Source organism: Sphingomonas sp. CFBP 13706 (genome assembly GCF_014842355.1).
Lineage (GTDB): Bacteria > Pseudomonadota > Alphaproteobacteria > Sphingomonadales > Sphingomonadaceae > Sphingomonas > Sphingomonas aerolata.
The window spans coordinates 12668-31513 of sequence record NZ_JACYVM010000010.1; the positions used below are offsets into that span (position 1 = coordinate 12668).

An 18846-nucleotide genomic window follows, 5' to 3' on the forward strand; every position below is an offset into this window, starting at 1 on the left:
CCATCACTTCCGAGCGCGAGCTCCTACAGTTTCTCGCCTAGCGTCGATGCGCGGCTGCGGCCGTCCGACACCTCGACATCAACGGGACGGCGCACCACATCCGGTCGATCATGACCAGCTATGCCAAGACCGTAGAGGCCATCGCCGCCCTCACACCCGAGCAGTTCCGTGTTACTCAACAGAACGGAACCGAGCGTCCCGGCACCGGCACGCTGCTGAAGAACAAGGAGGCGGGCATCTATGTCGACATCGTCTCGGGCGAACCGCTGTTCGCCAGCACCGACAAGTATGAGGCCGGCTGCGGATGGCCGAGCTTTACCAAACCCATCGATGCCGCCAACGTAAAGGCAACGCGCGACTGGTCGATGCTCATCCCGCGCACGGAAGTGCGCTCCGCGCAGGGCGACAGCCATCTCGGCCACGTCTTCAAGGATGGACCGCGAGACCGCGGTGGCTTGCGCTACTGCATCAACTCGGCGGCGCTTCGCTTCGTGGCACGGGCCGACATGGCGGCGCAGGGCTATGGGGGGTATCTTGACCAGATTGAGGAGCCGCCCGCGACCACGCAGCGTGCAGTGCTGGCCGGCGGCTGCTTCTGGGGAATGCAGGACCTGATCCGCAAGCGGCCGGGCGTCGTCTCGACGCGCGTTGGCTATTCGGGCGGCGAGGTGCCAAACGCGACGTACCGCAACCACGGCGACCACGCCGAGGCGATCGAGATCGTCTTCGACCCCGCCCGCACGAACTTCCGCACGTTGCTAGAGTTCTTCTTTCAGATCCACGACCCGACGACGGTCAACCGGCAGGGCAACGACCGCGGCGCAAGCTACCGCTCGGCAATCTTCTACACAGACGACGTGCAGAAGGCCGTCGCCGAGGAGACTATCGCGGACGTCGATGCGTCGGGGCTTTGGCCGGGCAAGGTCGTGACCGAGCTGTCCCCGGCAGGCGACTTCTGGGAGGCCGAGCCGGAACATCAAGATTATCTCGAGCGCAGACCAAACGGATACACCTGTCACTTCGTCCGGCCAAAGTGGAAGCTGTTACGACGTACGCCTGCTGTCGGGAGCGAGACCGCCGCGGTCTGACTGTAGGCTGATCTGAACCAGCCTCAGCGTGGCGGAAGGGACTAACAAAACGACATTTGCTCGCTTTTTGTCGCCTCCAACTTCGGCCAATCGTTCATTTCGCTAACAAAGACGCTGTTGTTTATGCCGACCAGCGGATTTGGATCCGCCGGATTGGTTCAGCCGTTTGTACAGCAGAGCTGGCATGGTTGCTGCCGCCAACGATCACGGGGAACGAGATGAAACTCTGGCACTCTGCTGCGGTCGCAATCGGGATGGCGCTTGCTGTGCCAGTTGCTGCTCAGGATCTAGCACCGGCCATCGATCTCGGGACCGTTGCGCAAGGTGCGTTGATCCAAGGCACGATGGAGGGTCATGTTGATAGAGCCCGAGCCCGTAAACGGGGGCAGAAGGATACTCTCTTACGTGCCGATGAATGCGCCCGAGCGTGGGGCCGGCGCGAGCAGATGAACCGAGCCCAGCGACAGCGCCTCTACGACCTCTGCCCGCGCTGAGCCGCGCTGCACCGTGCAATCAACGAGCGCCGAACATTGGCGCGCCTCAATCCCCTAGAACTCTCGCTTGACCCACAAGCAGACACTCGCGGGCTCACCCGGTCTTCCCGACTTCGGCCGTTTGTTCATGTACGAATATCGTCGCCGGCGGGACCGCTTTTCATTCTCCTTACATGAGTGGGGACGGCTGGATCGCTGACCATCGCGCGCAATTATCAACGGCTCGTGACCACAAGACCGGTTTTTCACAACGCGGGGTCGCGACCTTTAGCGAGACCATGTAAGCCGATAGATAACTTCAAAGCCGTCATGATCAGACAGCCGAGGACTACCCGGCGAGCCATCGAACATCGCGCGGACGCCAATGGGCGCGATTCTCACACGGGCTCCAGATGAGAAGAATTGTAGATCCTGTGTGTCCATCCACGGGGCGTCTCCGTCCCATGACGTCTTTACAGCGCATGTTGACCGTTCACGACAATATTCGTGAACGAGCTGCATCGGGTGGTGCGCGCGAAAAGAGGAGAAGCGATCCGCTGACCTGGCCATGTTGAAATCACCGGCAAGTATCAGGGCATTGCTAGGATTATGATGATTTTGCAGGAATTGGGCGAGTTCCTGTGTCTGCGCCCGATGCGAAGCCAGATGGCGTTCAGGCGATACCTTCGACGCGCCACGCGCGTTCATATGAGTATTGGCGATGTCGATCGGCTCAGGGGCCCCGGGTAGCTTTATACGCGCCAGTACGACTCCCTTGTTCGCAAGGCAGTCGAAGCCTGCGCAGCTTCGCCGGGAGTATGCATCCGAGATGATCTCGACGATAGGTAGACGGCTGGCGATGATGAGCCCTGAAGACATCAGTTTGACGCCCAACTCGCCTTTGGCCGGGCGGGCGCGATCGGGCAGTTTTGTGCCGATCGAGTAGACGCTTCGCGCCTTTCGCGATGGACCGCGGACGATGACCGGATAGCCGGTACGCGCTACGGCCCGCTTGGCAGCTGGTGAAAACGCTTCCTGGAACAAGACGATATCCGGTGCCTCGCCCCGTTCCCGCAAGTTGCGTAAAATCTCACCAATTTCCCGAAGGTGTTTCGCCCGGCCTTTCCGGGCAGGCCATTGCAATCCCTCGATATTGTAGATCAGAACCTTGAGGTCGATCCCATCGGGTGACGCATGGGCCGGGCTCGACGGCACCGGACCTGCTGCGATCTGTCGCAAGGCCTGACCTGGCGCAGGGTCGATGAGCACTAGCAGTCCGAGCGCACATGCCATTAACCGGGATATCATCGCAGGGTCCGCCTAGAAAAAATCGACCTGGCCGGTACCCAGGCGGTACAGACCACCCCGAACTGCTACCCTGCCCTGCTCGACGATGTCAGCGATGATCTGGCTGGATCGGGCGATCTTTTCAACGGTCAGTCGCACGTTCGCCTGCGTTGTTTGCGCCAGTATGTCCGGCATGCTTTTCGATTCATCGACTGCAGGTCGCATGGCTTCGACGATGCTCGGAAGATGGCCCGGCAGGACATCTCCATGGGTAATGGATTTGATCGCGGCGCTGACGGCGCCGCACGCTTCATGACCCAGCACCAGTATCAGCGGAGTTGAGAGAACGGTCACGGCGTATTCCAGGCTCGCAAGGCCATCCTCGGAGAGGAAGTTGCCAGCGACCCGGACGACGAACAGATCGCCTCGCGCGCTGTCGAACGCGTATTCGGGCGCAATACGCGAGTCCGCACAGCTCAGGATCGCGGCGAACGGGTTCTGACCCGATTGAAGCGCAGCCCGCTCATGCGCAAAGTCATGGCGCTTCGTCGTACCCTCGACGTAGCGCCGGTTGCCGGCGCGGAGGATTTCGAGCGCCCCGGTCGGACTGACCACGTTCTGGGGCTTGGGTACGGTCGATTGGGCCATGACAGACGTCGAAGCGGCAGCGCCGAGACCGGCTAGCGACGCGGCTAGAATGGACCGCCGAGAAACTGGTGGAGCACCCCCGTGCGATGTCATGATCAACTCCATTGCCCTACGACTAGATACGCCCGAAAGAATTGGGGTGATAGCCTTCCGTAGGGTTAAGGGGCCTGCTCAATTCGAGCGAGACCGGAGGCTATTGTCTCGTCCGTCGCACGCATCCACAGTTCAACCTGCTCCATCGAGACCCCGTACCGGTTTGCCAACTGTTCGATCGTCATCTCGAGAGCGTCGTTTTCGAAACCATTTGGTGGCTGGTCGATGGCGCTTGGGCGAGGTTGCGCAGATTGGCGATCTGGGGCAGGCGCCTTATGAGGCGTCGCGAAGGTATCTCTGAACCATTTCTGCGTCGCTGGCGGCGCAGTTGCCAGACCCGGCTCCGCGAGCGCTATCAGCGTGTCGAAGGCAATACGGGCGTCCCGCAGTTCATGCAGGATCGCCAGCAGCTCCTGCGACGTGATCAGGTAGCCGTGCTCGCTGCTGGAATGTTGCGCCGCTATCAGCCGGTGAAGTGCCGCCACGATGTCGAGCACCGGATCGATATCGGGCAGTCTGTCGGCCAGTGGCGCTGCGCGAGACCCGCCCAGCGCAAGGAACGGGTCCAGGGTGCCCGGCCCGAACCGGTGCTCCATACTGGCCAGCGTCACGGCATCCAGATTGGCGTGCTCATGCTTGGCGTTTCTCACCGTGCTGGCAGAGCAACCCAGACGATCCGCGAGTTCGACGTCGTTGAGGTCGTGGCGCCGCTGTACCGCCGAGACGATCGCCTTGACCGCGGCCCGGTATGACCGTGTCGAGGGAGGGTGGCGTCGGCGGTTCATGGCGTGACCTTTCGCAACAGATCGCAGCACTTTGCGTCGGGCACCCGTTGGATGACAAGACGTTGGCGTTGAGGCTCTCGATATGACTGCCAGGCCACGGCGGGTGGCGCAGTAGATGGATGATTGTGATGCGCATCGATCGCAAGATGTTGGGTGATCAGCATGGTGCACTGGAGGAAAGCGCTCGCGCGCTCGGCGCTGTCGTTGATGCTTCAGCGCCGGACCTTGAGGCGCTCGCCAAAGCCAAATGGCAGCTGGGCTATCGCCTCGCCATTCATCTGGCGCATGAGGACCAGCATGTTTACCCTGCGCTGAAAGCCCATGCCAACGGCAGGGTTGCTCACCTAGCCGGCCTTTTCGAGCGCGAGATGGGTGATCTCGATCAGCGGTTTCGGGACTATCTCGCGATATGGTCGAGCAATCGGGTCGTGTCTGAGTGGCCTGCGTTTGTGAAAGAGACCCGTCTGCTGCTGGCAGCGCTCGCCCAGCGCATCAAGCTCGAAGAGCAGGAACTATATCCACTCATCGGGCAGGAAACCGGCCGCTAGGCTAGCGGTGTCGCACGCGCTGCAACTCCCCGACCAGGAAGGCAACGGACCAGCCCAGCAAAAGCACGCCGTTGATGCCCTCGATCGCGCCGACCAGGCGCCACGGTGCAGCCAGTGACGCGTCCGAAAAGCCGATCGCTGCGTAGGTGATGGTAGAAAAGTACACAGAGGCGGCCAACGTCGCCGTCGCACCGATGGCGAGATAGACGATGGCATAGAACCAGATCTCAATGCCGGCGAGCGCCAGCAGCCCGAGGACAACGAAACTGGTATAGGCAGCCCCGGTCTTCGACAGGGGATTGAGCTCCACGTCGACAGCACCACGATCGAGCGCTCGCAGTGAGCGCCCGATCGTCAGCAGGCCAAGACCGTGGAACACGGCCGTCGTCACGACGAGTGCCATCGACAGAACGAGTTCGATCAGCATCGTCTTTGGTACCAGCCAGTCTGCCGCCTAGAACCTGCGCGGCTCATGACCGATCATGTCGCAGGTGCCGCGGAAACCATAGCTCGCAGTTCCCTGCACCGTGATCTTGCCGCTCCGCCGATCGATCACGATGCGGGGTTTGTTGAGGCCATTCAGGCGATAGGTCGCGCGGATGACGTCGGGGCTTACGGACATGTCGTACAGGTCCCACCAACCGCTGTTACCACGCGAGTTGATCGGCGGGATCAGCGACCGCGGCAGGCGGATGCGACCGCCGCCATCCCACGTCTGGACCATTAGCGAAGCGTCGAACACCTCGGTCCTCGTGGTGTTGTAGGTGCCATACTCATAGCGATCTCGGTCACGGTTCCAGGTCCACGTCGTACCGCTTGCGATGCCCGTCTTGGACCCATCACCGAAGCAGACGAGGCCGAGATCGACGTTCCGGCCGTCGACCACCAGCCCACCGGCCGGATACCCCGGTTGATTGCCCCCTGGACGGTAAGGCGGCTGGCCGTAGCCAGGATCGGGCTCATAGCCCGGGCGGGGGCGGCGGGCGGGCTGCCCCTGATAGTTCGGGTTCGGGCGCGTACTAGCCGACTGCCGACAATCGGGTGCCGTGGTTGGCTGGATCGAATTGTAGCGACCGTCCATCGTCGCGATCGTCACGCACTGGCGGCGCGCAGCGTTCCACCAGTTTGTGTAGCTACGATCGTCACCTTGCTGCCCCCCTGTGTTGACATAGCCGCGCCGCTGCAACTCAGCCTCCGCCTGACCTGCGCGTGCGCCGACCATGTCTTCAAGACCTGTCGACTGGGCGTTAGCGATCGTCGGGACAGAGGTTGCCGCCAACAGTAGGGCGGTAAGTGCAGTCGAGCTCTTCATGATTGGCATGACAGTCTCCCTGTTCGTGCTCCGCCGCTTTTTCGGCGGAATGTAGGATATTTACGGCTGCGGAATGATGGCGTCCATGATCGTTGTTGGTTCACCGCCACTGGTCCCGACGGGCGATTGCGTGATCAGGATGGTCGTTCCCGGACGCAGTGCAGCGCGGACCGGCTCATAGAATGCCCGCGGCAGTCGGAGGCGGTTGATGACGGCCTCGTCGAGCGCACGGCCAGCCTCCTCTTCGTGACCAGGCAAGCCAATATAGACCCAGCGAGGCATGCCGTCGGGTCCCGATGTTAGGGTGATGACGTGGCTGCCTGGATCTTTGTCGTTTACCTCGGCGACGCTACGACCGATTTCGACACCACCGCGCATCACAACGACCTGCGCGCCGGACTTGGACACGATGATTGTCATCGGTCCGGACGGCGACCGCTCTGGCCGCCACGTGAACTGCTGCCCGCTCAACAGTGTCTTCTCGATCGGCCTTCCTTTGCCGTCGAAGGGGGCCAGCAAACTCGTACCCGACGTACGGACATGATCAGCTGCCTTGCCGTCGATGACGACGGTCGCGCCGAGCGACGTGATGCCGAACAGATCTCGCGAAAAACCGTACGGCAGGTGCACGCAGCCATGGCTTTCAGGATAGCCCGGCAGGCCGCCTGCATGGAGCGCAACTCCGTCCCAAGTCAGTCGCTGCTGGAACGGCATGGGCGCATCGTTATACTTGCTCGAGCGGTGCTTCGCGTCCTTCTGCAGGATCGTGAACACGCCGGTCGGCGTCTCATGACCGGCCTTGCCGGAGGACACCGACGTCACTCCGATGCGCACGCCGTTACGGTAGACGGTCGCCAATTGCCGTGAGAGATCGACATAGACCAGTACCTGACCTGCAGGAGCGATCCCTGGCGCCCACACCCACTCGCCCGGCTTGAGGCGCTCGGCCATGCGGACGAACTCGGTCGGTGAGCTCGCGGTCGCACCCTGCGCTTCCGCCGGAGACGTGGCCAGGGCCGCCAGTACGGACATACCAAGCCCGACTATGTAACGTCGCATCCAAATGTCCCCCCGGTTCGACCGCAATCAAATAGCCTCTTGGCGATAATGGCAAGCCACCGTTGCGGCCATTACGCGGATCGCACATGATACCGCATGGACTTCATGAAGTGGCTCAATTCGCTGGACGAACTCCTCTATGAGGTGATGAGCTGGCTGCTCTTCTTTCCGATCACGCTCTGGCGCGCGGTGTTCCGGCCGATCGATATCATGACGCAGATCGATAGCGAGGCGGCGTTACCCGAAGACGAGCAATATGCGTCTGTCGTAAGCCCGCCGCTGTTCCTCGCTCTGGCGTTGCTGCTGTCGCACACGGTATCGACCGCGCTTGGCCAAACCGACGCGATCATCGCTAGCCACCATGGTCTGGCGGACCTCGTCAACGACAATGCCAGCGCACTGGTCCTCCGGGTTGTGGTGTTCGCCGCCTTTCCCCTTTTCCTGGCCGCTCGGCTGGTGCGCCGCAGCAAGACCAAGCTCGACCGAGGCTCGTTGCGACAGCCCTTCTACGAGCAGTGCTATCCCGCGGCAGTCTTTGCGCTGGGCGTCAGCGTTGGCGTCAGCGTGGGCCTCGACCATCATCAAACCGCGTCCACGATCGGCCATACGCTTGCCGTGTTGAGCATCGTGAACTTTTGGTTCGTCGAGACACGCTGGTTCGCAAAGACCTTGGGGGTCAGCTACGTGCGGGCCGCGGGCGACGTGTTCGTCGGTCTATTGGAGGGGGCACTGTTCCTGTTCTGCGTCGGATATCTCTTCACGCGGTAAAGGTGAATGGTGGCTTGGTACGGCGCCGGTCACCGGGTCAGTAGTACCTTTGGATCTGCCGGCATTCCTTTCCAGACCATCGGCGTATCCAACAACTCGATCTTCCTGATGGCCTGACCTGCCGGCACATTGATCGCCCAGTTCCGGAAACTATCGCCCAAATTAGGATCGGTCGCGGTCCCCGGTTCGGCCTGATCGCTTTTGAACCATGTTCTGAACGCGCTCTTCAGCACCCGATGAGCGACCGAGCCATCAGCATAGGTTACGCGCACCGTGTAGTCGCAACCGTTAGACTGGCAGTACCATTTGTACTTGCCGGATCCGATGTTGATGTCCGCCAAGTCCTGCGAATTGGTCGGGTCGAAGGTGCGGATCAGATTGCCGGTGAAGCGCAGCGGCGCGTAGATGTACGAGGCTCCCACTGTGCCTGCCCGGCTGAAACCGACGATGATCGCATAGACCGGCACATCGCGTTGCGTGGGCAGGTTATAGTTGATCCCGTACAATCCGCTGCTGACGGTATTGTCACCATCCGGCAACGGCACGCGGGTCTGTGTGATGCTGTTCCAGCGCGAATAGCCGTTCGGTTCGACGAAGATGCGCCCGCCACTGTAGGTATAGGCGCCATTCGCGTCCGTCGCGGTCACGCCCTCGAGCCAGAGCTGGATGCGCGCAGCGTTATAATCCGACAGTTCGGCGAACAGGTAGGAAGGGTCCTGATCACCCGACCCGCTCTGCATCGGATCCTGCTTGTAGCACCGCCCAGACCCATCGAGCTGATGGTTCGTCGCACAATTCTTGTAACTCGATGCCGTCGTCGGGATCAGAGGGCTCAGAAACTGACGTGTTCCAAAGTCGTACCCCCAGGCGGATCCCTTCAGACTGCCGGCAACATAAGGATAAGCCCCATCGGCATAGCCGTCAGCGGCATGCGGCAGCCCAAAAGCATGGCCCTGCTCGTGGAAGAAGATGCCGGTATAGGTGTAGGTCCCCGTTCCGGTCCCTCCGCCAATCGTGCCAAGTCCACCGCCCGGGGACTTGTACTTGCCCGCCGCATCGAGCGGCAGCAGCGCAGCATAATACTGGTTGTCGGTGTTATCCTCACCATTCGCCGCACGCAGCTTGCCGATGATGCCCAGAACCGCACCCAGTTCCTCGAACCCCGCCTTCTCCTGGTCTGCATTCGTCATCAGATATGCAGGGCGGCTTCCATTGGGCGCGACGATCAACCGATCCCAGCTGACATACCCCGCCCCGTGTGTCGCCACGTTGAGGCTCGCCAGCGGCCACTTCGCAAGCAGTTCGCGTTTCACCGCATCGCTTGGTCGCTGCGTAACCGATAGCGGCTGTGTATTGGTTTCGTTCGCGCCGAACAGATAGAAGGGGAGCACGCGTAGTGCCATCGAGCTGTTCGCGCCGATCACCGGCACGACCGGTTGGCTCGGACTGTAGTTCGCCGCAGTGATCCGGAAGCTCGTCCCTGGAGTGATCCAGCCGGCAGGTAGGTCGGCAGTCCAGGCATCGGAGGCATAGGTCGCACCGCCGCCCTCGCTTGTCGGCAGGGATGCTGGAGCGGCCAGTGCGACGGTGCCTATCGGCGCACCACCGCGGATCGCCTCGATCGTTGGCGATGTAACGGTTCCCGTGCCGAACCGCACGATCGCCAACGCAGTTCGACCACCGATCAAATGGAGATTCGTCGTACCGTTCTTCAGCGACCACGTCGTGCCTGCTGCAGGAACGACATGCGTCTGCGCAAAGTCGAGCGAGGCCGATATGGCGGCTGTGGGAGCTGGCGTGGGTGACGGCGTAGGCGTTGGCGCCGGAGCCGGAGCAGGGGTCGGCGTAGGGCTTGGCGCTGGGGTGGGTGTCGGCGCTGGCGTCGGAGATGGTGCAGGTACAACTACGATTGGTGCGCTCTCGGTAGAAGAACCACTACCATCACTGCCTCCGCAAGCGGACAGAAGACATGCACCGGCCACGCTGGCCAAAAGGAACCGCTTACTTACCAACGACCTGACTCCCCCCGCCGCTCTTCGGCAACGCAGGAGTTTCGTCGAATCGATGAACAGCAGATTACCGTCGCCATAGTTGCGTGTGCTGTTTGCGGTGAGCCGTACCAAAGATGGCACAGACCGCAGCGTTGCCCCTGTTCCCCACTCGAGGCCAAGGCAATACCTCCCTGCCAAAGCCCAACATCGATTTTACGCTGCTGCAGACAACATCGATATGTCCGCGTGGCTCACCGCCCAAGGTGCCCGGCAGGGTTCACCTCGTGTCTCTGTGGCTTGGCCGTGTTAGCCTTGCGACGCTGTAACCTGACAGCCACGCATAGACCTCCTCATGAAGCTCAGGAGGCCATGGGCAATCTAACGGTGTATTGTCGACTTTTCGCCCTGCTTTGATGCCCTGCTTATGGGCTAGTTCGAGAATATGCCGTGGCGGTTGCATAATCGCAAAACGTCAATGTCGGAATGCCGTTCCATCACAGCTAGTTACCCAACTTTCTATCATCCCACGGGATCGCTAGCTGGCTCGGTGATAGTCCGAGAACGAGCAACATCGGTACATCGAACGATATGCGATTACCGCATTTCCAGACCGAATCCGTGTACCAACCCCAAATCCATATCCCCAACCGATCTGAGATTGCCAGCAACAAATCAAATACCTAGATGCGCCTCTAGAAATGGAGCCCGTACATGTCTGACACTACCCTCGATCTGAACCCCGTTGAGCTCGCCACGGAATTGACAATCGCGTGGTTAGCCAACCCCAACACGCGGACCAATGCTGACGACGTTCCGGCCTTCCTGAACAAAATGTACGAAACTGTTTCGGTGCTGGTCGGCGGAAACACTGCGACTGCTGAGCCCGAGGCACCTGCTCAAGAATACACTCCGGCCGTGACGGCGCGTAAGTCGCTCGCCAGCCCCGACCACATCATCAGCATGATCGATGGCAAGCCGTACAAGACGCTGCGTCGTCACCTTGCGACTAACGGCATGACGCCAGTGGAGTATCGCGAGCGTTATGGCCTGAAGGCTGATTACCCCATGGTCGCTCCTACTTATTCGGAAGCGCGCCGCACAATGGCCAAAAGCATTGGCTTGGGTCGTAAGCCTGGCCAGACTAATGCAGTCAAGGCGGACGCCAAGCCCACGCCGACTCCGCGCAAGCGCAAGACCGAAGATACAGCGGCGGACTAACTCAGAGGCCTGGCTTCCCGGAAATCAGGAAGCCAGGCTACTGCCAAGCCCTTACTGATTTCGGTCTGTGTCGACCCATCAACCGCCGTCGAGGGCGGGCGGTACGCTTCCCAGCTTCAGCCAATGGTTCACGTTTCGCGTCAAACGCCAGCCCCAGTATCCTCGGGCCCGCATCGCGAATTCGGATAGAATGCTTTCACCTTTTGCCTTTAATCAGAGGCATGTGAAAGCCACTGAGAGCCCATTCGTTCGCGATGTTCCAGACGGAACGTACGTCGAGCTTGTTGCCAGTCTGTGCGGCACGCGCATGCCCGCAGTGATCATGACGCTGTTGTTCCTTATAGTTGGTGCGCTCAGCGTCCGTGCCTCACAGGATATCGCTCTGGCGAGCCTGGTTGCCATGGGAGCGTGCGCGAGCGTGGCCCGCCTTGTCGTTCTGATCCGCGGTAGACGGCTGTGCAACAACACCGAGATGCCCTTAGTCTCCGCCCAGCGCTTTGAGCGCCAATTTGCGCTCACCTATTGGGCCTTCGCGGCTGTCTTTGGTCTGTTTGCCGCGCGATCGTACATGCTGCCACCTGCAGAATGGCAGATGCCCATCGGCATTCTCGTCGTGGGCTACGCTGCTGGAGCGGCATCTACCGTTGCGATGCGTCCTTACATCGTTGTTCCGAGCCTGATTTTCGCAGTGACACCACCGGCTGCCACTCTTTTGTTCCGGGGAGATGTGAATGCCAGTGTATCATCTCTGTGCCTCTTTGCTTTGCTCACAGGCGGCCTTCGTAGCGCCCGCCAACGATATCGTTCGCAGTCGGCCAAGGCGACTACGCGACACGCCTTTGCTCGTCAGGTCAAAACGGATCATCTCACTGGGCTGGGCAACCGTCTCGCTCTTGCCGAGGCATTTGAGACAAACGCCCGGCCAGAACGACACGGACGTGTTGCTTTTCACTATGTTGACCTTGACGACTTCAAGCCGGTCAACGACCGGCTTGGTCATCAGGTAGGCGATAGCCTGCTATGTTTGGTCGCCGATAGGTTGCGGGCATGTAGTAATCCTGGCGACGTGGTTGTTCGGCTCGGTGGCGACGAATTTGTCGTCGTGCAAATCAACTCCGATTCCGACCTCGAAGTTGAACGACAAAGATTACGCATCGAGCAGGCCTTGAACGGTTCATACGTGTTAGAAAGCCATTCGGTGAACTGTGCGGCCAGCGTCGGATCAAGCCGCTGCACTGGTAACAATCAGACTATGAATTGCCTTCTGGTGGCTGCAGACGAAGTGCTGAGACGGAGAAAGGCGGAGCGGAAAAGTCGCAATGGGAGTCCGCCTGTCGATACCGGCAGTCTCAAACAACGTGATGCAATCGATCACGCCTCGGTCGCGGAAGGGCGCACAGACAGCGACTCGGTCACGCACGAAATGTTGAGTGATGGCGAAGTGTATGAACGATTAGCCGTCACCGGCATCGCCGCAACGACTTGGGAGAGTGCGCCGGATGGTCTTATCGAGACCGACAGCCCCAGCTGGCGGACCTATACCGGTCAAAGCTATGATGATTGGAAGGGCTATGGTTGGCTAACCGCAATCCATCCCGACGACCGAGTAGCTACGATGGAGAAGTGGCGTGAGACTGTACACGATCAGCAAGCGGTCAATGCGGAATACCGGTTAAGAGGGAAGAACGGGCAGTACCGTTGGATGAGTGTCCATGCCGTTCCGATGCGCGCTAAGGACGGACGGATTGTCAGGTGGTTAGGTATAAATATCGATATTGACGATCGGAAGCAGTTAGAAATCACGCAGAATATTGAGAATATTCTGACCTAAATCGAGAAGACCCAGATGCGGTCACTCGACCAGCCTTGAGTGCTACCCAAAAGCGGACACCGGTTCATTTCGGAGCAGCGGGCCGCGTGCGGACGCCTTATCGGACAGCAGCTGCATCGCCCGCCAGACGTGGCCCGACACCGCGATGTTGCCGAAGGCATCGAGCGTCTCGGCGTCGAGCGCTAGGCCGCCCATGAGCCGGGGGGTGGACGGGGAGGCTGCGAACACCCGATCCGCCGAATTCGGATACCTGATGAAGTTGGCGGGCATCACCGCGATGGTCGCAGCCGCCTCCCGCAGTGCCGCCGCGAGCATCGCCGACCGATCGGCGTCGAAAGCGGCGCCCATGCGCAGGTCGAGCGGCCCGAAGCCCGACGCCATGAGCGAGCGGAAACCGGCTTTCGCGAACCCCGTCCGGGCCGCTGTTCCGCGGCATTTGCGGAAGGCCGCTCCGGACCAGCGGCAGATACATGCGCACCCACTTAAGCGCGACCGCGCCGACCGGGAGCGTCACGGCGTCCTCGGTTGGGTGGGCCGTCGCGAACCCGGGTTGAGCGTTCAGGAGAGCAAGTCGCAGCTGATGCTCAAGGCGGCTACCGCGCAGCTATGTCCGTCCCCGGTCACATCGTGACATTGAACTGGACCATGCCCGGTTGCCACGACGGGCAACGCTTGCCCGAAGCAGGTTAGTCTCCGGACTCCATTCCGGTTTTGCGGAGGACGTGCGGCAGCGCGATGACGGTGTGCTGAGCAGTAGGTGAGCCGTCGTAGGATAGAGCCGGCGTGGCGTGGAGGGCCAAGGGGCTTTTCGCGGGCTTAGCTGAACTCGGCGATCCAATCCTCGACGTCGGGATGGCCGGCGAGCGCCCGGAGCAGCACCGCGCGCCAGTTCGCGCGTCCGAAGACGTCGGCGCTGTTTCCCGCCTGCAGTAGCAGGAACGCGCGGACGTCCATGCCGCCCGTCTGCAGGTAGGCTGCGCCAGCCTCTAGCATCTCGGCGATTTCGTCGTTGGCGTCCTCGCCGTAGCGTTCGAGCAGGTGGAGGCGGTCGAAGTGCGACCTGATGAGGCGCCAGTCGTCATCATCCATGCCGGCCTGCTCGATCGAGAAGCGCGCTCCGACGCCGCGGAGCGGCGGGGCCACGAGCAGCGCGACCTTCAGGAAGTCTGCGTCCGGGATGGCGTCAAGGTAGAAGTGGACGAACCTGCGCCGGCCGTCGCCGTCCAGCCAGTCGTCGTCCTTGATCGTGTTGCACCTGAAGCAGCAGGGGACGAGGTTCAGCCCGTTCACTGCGAACTCCGGGAACCGCGTCGCCGGCAAGTAGTGGTCGTGCGTCTCGCTCTTGGTGGTGCCGCAATAGGGGCAGTACTTGAGGCGCCGCTGCGGCTGCGCGTCCTTGATGGCCTTCTTGAGGGCGAGCAGACTGAGCGTCTTTCCGTCGTAGCATGCCCGCAGCTGGGACCGGATGGCAAGGAGCGGCGAGTTCCCGATCGCCTCGAGCTCGTCATCGGCCGCGCGGTCCAGCAACTGCTGGTAGCGGTCGGAGATTGCGGCGTGGTGGGCCACCAGCACGGGACGGACGGGTGCTTGCTTGCTGTCGCGGATCGCTACGTAGCGCGATAGGTATGTCGGGTTGTTGCCGAGCGCGAGCAGGTTCCTCATCCGGCGTCCCGTCCGGCGTAGAGCCCGATCAGAAAGGACTGGGCCGCCATGCTCAGGCCGCGGGGGAACAGGGTGAGCACCTCCTCGGCGGACATCTTCTGCGACAGCTGGCGCAGCGCGGCCTTGTAGAGGCTCTCGACCTCGAAGGTCTCGAACACGTGCCTAGTCAGTTCGGTAACGCTCTCGCCGAAGCTCTCGATCTCGAGCAGGTCCCCGACCGTCGTGTCTCCATCGCGTACGAACTGGACGACGCGTTTCGCCGGGATCTCTTGAAGCACGACGGGAGAGTGGGTCGCGACGATCGCGTAGGATTGGAACTGCCGCAGGATGTGGGTCAGGACGACAAACAGGCTGGCGACGGCATTCGGGTGGAGGTGCGTCTCGGGTTCGTCGAAGAGCACGAGGCTGTCGGGGCGGATCCACGCCAGGACGGCGGTGACGAAGTGCACAAGGATCGCCTGCCCGGAGCTCAGCTCGTCGAGGAGGCGATCGCTCCCGGCCTCGCCTTCCGTTTCGTCGGAGATCTCGCGGCGCAGCCGGTCAGCGGTGAGACCCTGCTCGTCTCCAATGATCTCAAAGATGTGCTCGACCCATTCGCTCTCGCGCTGAAGCCCGCGGACGCGGGACCGGTTAGCGTTGTACGACCTCGTTAGGCTGCGCTGCGAGAAGGCGCCCTTCTCATCCCGGATGCCGCAGTAGACGTAGCTGCTGTATGGCGTCGCCTCCGGCCGCCTGAACCGGTCGAAGGCGCTAAACGAGACCGCGATAATCCGTGCGAACACGGGTCGGCCATCGGGAAAGCGCTGCTCCTTGAGCGTGAGGCGCTCCTCCGAGATGCGGTCGATTTGCGACAGGTCCGCCGCCAGCTGAGACAGGAAGAAGGTCTTGCCCACGGCGTTGCGGCCGATGATCGCGGCGATTCGGCCGGGCAGCTTGTCCGTTGGATCGAGGTCGAAGCGCGACGTGGTCGGGATGTCCCCGCCGATCAGCTTGGAGTAGGTGAAGGCCGGTTCGACGTGCGCTTCCTCGCCGCGCACCCACGTCGCGCCGAAGCGGATGGACCGCTGCGCGCCGTTGGTCCGCATCATCCCGTTGCGGAAGGGCGGGTGGGTTTCGAAGTCTGCGGCGAGCGCCGGCATCAGCGCGATGTCGCGTAGGGCCCGCAGGACCTCGACGGCCTCCGCCGTTCCGAATTCCCGACCCAGCCGCTCGTAGTATTCCTCGCCCTGTCCTAGCGAGATGTAGGTGTCGGGGAGCTCGGCGAACGATGCGGGCGGCTTGGTGCGCGACTTGACGATCGTCGAGGACCCGTATGGCGTCTTCTCCAGGATTTTGAGCTTGCCGTAGTCGGTCCGGATGCCGCGTCCATCGAAGTGGTGGAGGTCGAAGCGGACCTGGCTGCTGTAGTCGTCCCACCCGTCTCCCTGTATCACGAATGTGTTGCGCAGCTTCGCCGGGATCGGGGCGCGGTCCTCGATATGGATGAACTTGTAGTCTGCCAAACGCCTGCTCCCGACCCTCTCTCTAATTGATGTCATATCCGACGTGCGGGGCCGGGGCCACACGGTCCGGCCACCGGCGCTCGAAACCGCGGCGACGTCACAAACGCTGTCCGTTGTGTCCAAGGAAAGACGGGGGATTCGATGAGCGAGGCGACATGGGGCAAGGCTGCTTCGCCGGAGATCGACTGGCGGATGAGCGCCGCCCTCGAGAATGTGCCGCGCGGGGACAAGGAGTTCGCTGAGGTGACGAGCCTGCCCGAAGCAGACACCTGTTCATGCTGTTCGATCAAGCCTTCTGCAACTCACGCAGCGACGCTGAACGGCGAAAGGGGATCTCCCGGTAGCGGCCCGTCGCGTGAGGCCCGGTAGTGAGGACGATTGATGTGATCGATTGCCACACCTGCACCGGTTCGCCTAAGCCGTGCCGTGAAGGATCGACACTGTGACCGCTGAGACCGATACGCTCGTCAAACCCGACATGGTGGCGGTGCTTCAACGGACCCACGTCAGCAAGGATCTCCACGGCTTTCTGCTGCCGACGCTCGAGGCGGTGTCGAACGCGATGCACGGGATCGAGGCGCGCTTCGGCGATGACGCCCGCAAGCAGGGCACGATCGAGATCGCGATGTCGAGCATCAACGATCCCCAGCACCTGATGATCTCAATCACCGACAACGGCAACGGTCTCGAGGACGGCAACTACCGCTCGTTCAAGACCCCGTTTTCAGGCCACAAGCTTCAGCAGAATGGCCGCGGCTTCGGCCGCTTTATCGCCTTCAAGGTGTTTAACCGCATCCTCTACTCGAGCCGGTTCGAGGCACTGCCGGCGCCCGACAAGCGCACCTTCCGTTTCGACATCTACCAAGAGGACGAACTCATCTATCATGACGGCGAGCCGGACTTTGGGCATCTCGGCCTTCGCGTCGACTATGACGAGCCCCGCCCCGAGTGGCACGAGCTGATCGCCACGCTCGACGAGAGCGACATCGCTGACCATATTGGCAGCCACTTCCTGCCGCATTTTCTTTACCGCTGGCTGCCCGAAATCACGATCCGGTTCGACGACGCCGAGGCCAACAGCATCACCGCCCACTTCAAGAACGTCTTCGTCCAGTCGGAATCGGGCTCGTTCGACGTCCAGATCGATGGCAGGGCGGAGACGATCGACTACTCGCTGACCAAGGTGCCGCGCACCCGGTCGTTCAAAAACCACAGCCTGCTGTTCGCCGCGGGCGATCGCATCGTCGGCAATCCGCGCGATCTCACCAATCTGCTCGGCCAGCCAGCCTTCATGGACGATCAGGACAAGCCCTACATCGTGATCGGCGTTGTAAGATCGGACGCGTTCGAAACGCGGCTGAACGACGCCCGGACCGGGATTAACATCTCGCCGGCAATCATCGAAGAAATTGTCAGTGCGGTTGGCGACATCATCCAGTCGACAGAAAAGAGCCAGATCGACAAGATCAAGACGACGCAATCGCGCGATCTCGAGACTGCCCTCCTGGAAAATCCGATCCTACGGATCGGGCTCAAGGGTCAGTCGATATCGAGTTACGTCGCGGGCAAGCCGAACAACTGGAAGGCGCAGCAGTTCGTGTCGGACCTCGCGATCGAGCGTTACCGCGTGTCGCGGGATCTAACTAAGGCGATCACCAGCGCGGCCAACGATCCCGACAACTACATGGCCAACATCAAGGACATCGTCGACAAGATCGATGCCTCCAACAAGGAGGCGCTCGCCGAATATGTCGTCCACCGCAAGAAGGTGATCGAGCTGATCGAGGCCGCGCGCAAATATGGCTCGACCGGCACCCACGCGCCTGAGGACACGATCCACGATCTCGTCTTCCACCGCTTCTCGGACAGCGTCGATACCGACTATTTTGAGCATAATCTGTGGCTGGTCGACGACGCGCTGGCGTTCCTGCCGTACATCTCGAGCGACCGCGCGATGCACGGCAAGGGCCGCAAGAAAGGCGACAAGATCGCCGATCTCGCCTTCTTCGATGACAGCCTCGTCCTCGGCGACAACGACGGTACGACGATCACGATCATCGAGTTCAAGCGTCCGAGCCGCGACGATTATCGCTTCGGGGACGTAAAGCACGATCCCGTCATGCAGGTGATCGAGACTCTCAAGGGCGCCACAGCGGCAGGCGGGATCGCACGGACAGATGGCTCGCACTTCGCCTTCCGTGGCGTGGTTCGCCGGTTCGGCTACATCGTTGCAGACCTGAAGCCGTCTCTCGTGACCGTGCTGCGCAACCACGACTTCAAGAACGACTGGAACCCAGACATCTACGTCCGCTATCGGGACAACGAGCAAATCTTCATACAGGCGATGGGTTATGACACGCTTATCGCGCATGCCAAGAAGCGCAACCAAGCCTTCTTCAGCGTTCTGTTCGGCGAATAGACACTCGAAGGCTTATGGCCTTGGCAGCCCATCGATCGGATCCGGAAGGACCCATAACCGGTCATCCATAGCACCCTGCGCACTTCCCAACTTCAGACATTCATTCATGTCTGGAACAGAGGCGATGCCGCCGACATTTCCTCGCCTTCAACGGAGTGCTCG

The 18846-nt window shown here is 61.3% G+C and carries 17 protein-coding genes; 7 read left to right on the forward strand and 10 right to left on the reverse strand.

Annotated elements, in window-relative coordinates; all coding sequences use genetic code 11:
- The first annotated feature begins 110 nt into the window (after positions 1–110).
- Entirely contained in the window at positions 111–1088 is a 978-nt protein-coding gene (locus IFS44_RS16070) for a bifunctional methionine sulfoxide reductase B/A protein (RefSeq protein ID WP_192099204.1), read from the forward strand.
- 761 nt (positions 1089–1849) lie between these two features.
- Here the strand turns inward: IFS44_RS16070 and IFS44_RS16075 are convergent.
- From IFS44_RS16075 to IFS44_RS16085, 3 genes are all read right to left on the reverse strand, one after another.
- Complete coding sequence (locus IFS44_RS16075) at positions 1850–2800, reverse strand: endonuclease/exonuclease/phosphatase family protein (RefSeq protein ID WP_206757850.1); 951 nt, start codon at positions 2798–2800, stop codon at positions 1850–1852.
- A gap of 81 nt (positions 2801–2881) precedes the next feature.
- Complete coding sequence (locus tag IFS44_RS16080) at positions 2882–3496, reverse strand: carbonic anhydrase (RefSeq protein ID WP_197977916.1); 615 nt, start codon at positions 3494–3496, stop codon at positions 2882–2884.
- Positions 3497–3654: 158 nt separating this feature from the next.
- Positions 3655–4374 (reverse strand): hypothetical protein, encoded by a 720-nt coding sequence (locus IFS44_RS16085; RefSeq protein WP_192099207.1) that lies wholly within the window; start codon positions 4372–4374, stop codon positions 3655–3657.
- A gap of 128 nt (positions 4375–4502) precedes the next feature.
- Between IFS44_RS16085 and IFS44_RS16090 the strand changes: the two genes are divergently transcribed.
- Entirely contained in the window at positions 4503–4922 is a 420-nt protein-coding gene (locus IFS44_RS16090) for a hemerythrin domain-containing protein (protein ID WP_192099208.1), read from the forward strand.
- Between the two features lies 1 nt (position 4923).
- Here IFS44_RS16090 and IFS44_RS16095 read toward each other — a convergent pair whose 3' ends face one another.
- From IFS44_RS16095 to IFS44_RS16105, 3 genes are read right to left on the reverse strand one after another with little or no spacing between them, the layout of a single operon-like run.
- Positions 4924–5349 (reverse strand): ion channel, encoded by a 426-nt coding sequence (locus tag IFS44_RS16095; protein ID WP_192099209.1) that lies wholly within the window; start codon positions 5347–5349, stop codon positions 4924–4926.
- Between the two features lie 27 nt (positions 5350–5376).
- Positions 5377–6243: a hypothetical protein gene (locus IFS44_RS16100; RefSeq protein WP_244650366.1), complete on the reverse strand. Its 867-nt coding sequence runs from the start codon at positions 6241–6243 to the stop codon at positions 5377–5379.
- Between the two features lie 51 nt (positions 6244–6294).
- Complete coding sequence (locus tag IFS44_RS16105) at positions 6295–7293, reverse strand: L,D-transpeptidase family protein (RefSeq protein WP_192099210.1); 999 nt, start codon at positions 7291–7293, stop codon at positions 6295–6297.
- 105 nt (positions 7294–7398) lie between these two features.
- Between IFS44_RS16105 and IFS44_RS16110 the strand changes: the two genes are divergently transcribed.
- Positions 7399–8061, forward strand: a complete 663-nt coding sequence (locus tag IFS44_RS16110; protein ID WP_206757851.1) for a hypothetical protein — start codon at positions 7399–7401, stop codon at positions 8059–8061.
- Between the two features lie 29 nt (positions 8062–8090).
- On the opposite strand, the gene IFS44_RS16115 is transcribed toward IFS44_RS16110, so the two are convergent.
- The gene (locus IFS44_RS16115) at positions 8091–10193 is read right to left on the reverse strand and encodes a M66 family metalloprotease (RefSeq protein ID WP_342366451.1); all 2103 of its coding nucleotides are present in this window, start codon (positions 10191–10193) and stop codon (positions 8091–8093) included.
- Between the two features lie 570 nt (positions 10194–10763).
- Here IFS44_RS16115 and IFS44_RS16120 point away from each other — a divergent pair.
- Together IFS44_RS16120 and IFS44_RS16125 are read left to right on the forward strand one after the other, a co-directional pair.
- A complete protein-coding gene (locus IFS44_RS16120) occupies positions 10764–11270 on the forward strand; it encodes a MucR family transcriptional regulator (protein ID WP_192099212.1) in 507 nt (168 codons plus the stop codon).
- 190 nt (positions 11271–11460) lie between these two features.
- Positions 11461–13101: a diguanylate cyclase domain-containing protein gene (locus IFS44_RS16125; protein WP_192099213.1), complete on the forward strand. Its 1641-nt coding sequence runs from the start codon at positions 11461–11463 to the stop codon at positions 13099–13101.
- A gap of 42 nt (positions 13102–13143) precedes the next feature.
- On the opposite strand, the gene IFS44_RS16130 is transcribed toward IFS44_RS16125, so the two are convergent.
- From IFS44_RS16130 to IFS44_RS16140, 3 genes are all read right to left on the reverse strand, one after another.
- Complete coding sequence (locus IFS44_RS16130; RefSeq protein ID WP_056413758.1) at positions 13144–13482, reverse strand: hypothetical protein; 339 nt, start codon at positions 13480–13482, stop codon at positions 13144–13146.
- Between the two features lie 435 nt (positions 13483–13917).
- Positions 13918–14763, reverse strand: a complete 846-nt coding sequence (locus IFS44_RS16135; RefSeq protein ID WP_056413754.1) for an HNH endonuclease — start codon at positions 14761–14763, stop codon at positions 13918–13920.
- A complete protein-coding gene (locus IFS44_RS16140; protein ID WP_197977918.1) occupies positions 14760–16265 on the reverse strand; it encodes an AAA family ATPase in 1506 nt (501 codons plus the stop codon). Before IFS44_RS16140 ends, IFS44_RS16135 begins: the two co-directional genes overlap by 4 nt.
- Before the next feature lie 141 nt (positions 16266–16406).
- On the opposite strand from IFS44_RS16140, the gene IFS44_RS16145 reads away from it, so the two are divergent.
- On the forward strand, positions 16407–16634 hold the full coding sequence (locus IFS44_RS16145; protein WP_082445141.1) for a hypothetical protein: 228 nt from the start codon (positions 16407–16409) through the stop codon (positions 16632–16634).
- A gap of 73 nt (positions 16635–16707) precedes the next feature.
- Positions 16708–18684, forward strand: a complete 1977-nt coding sequence (locus IFS44_RS16150) for an ATP-binding protein (protein ID WP_192099215.1) — start codon at positions 16708–16710, stop codon at positions 18682–18684.
- Positions 18685–18846 lie beyond the last annotated feature (162 nt).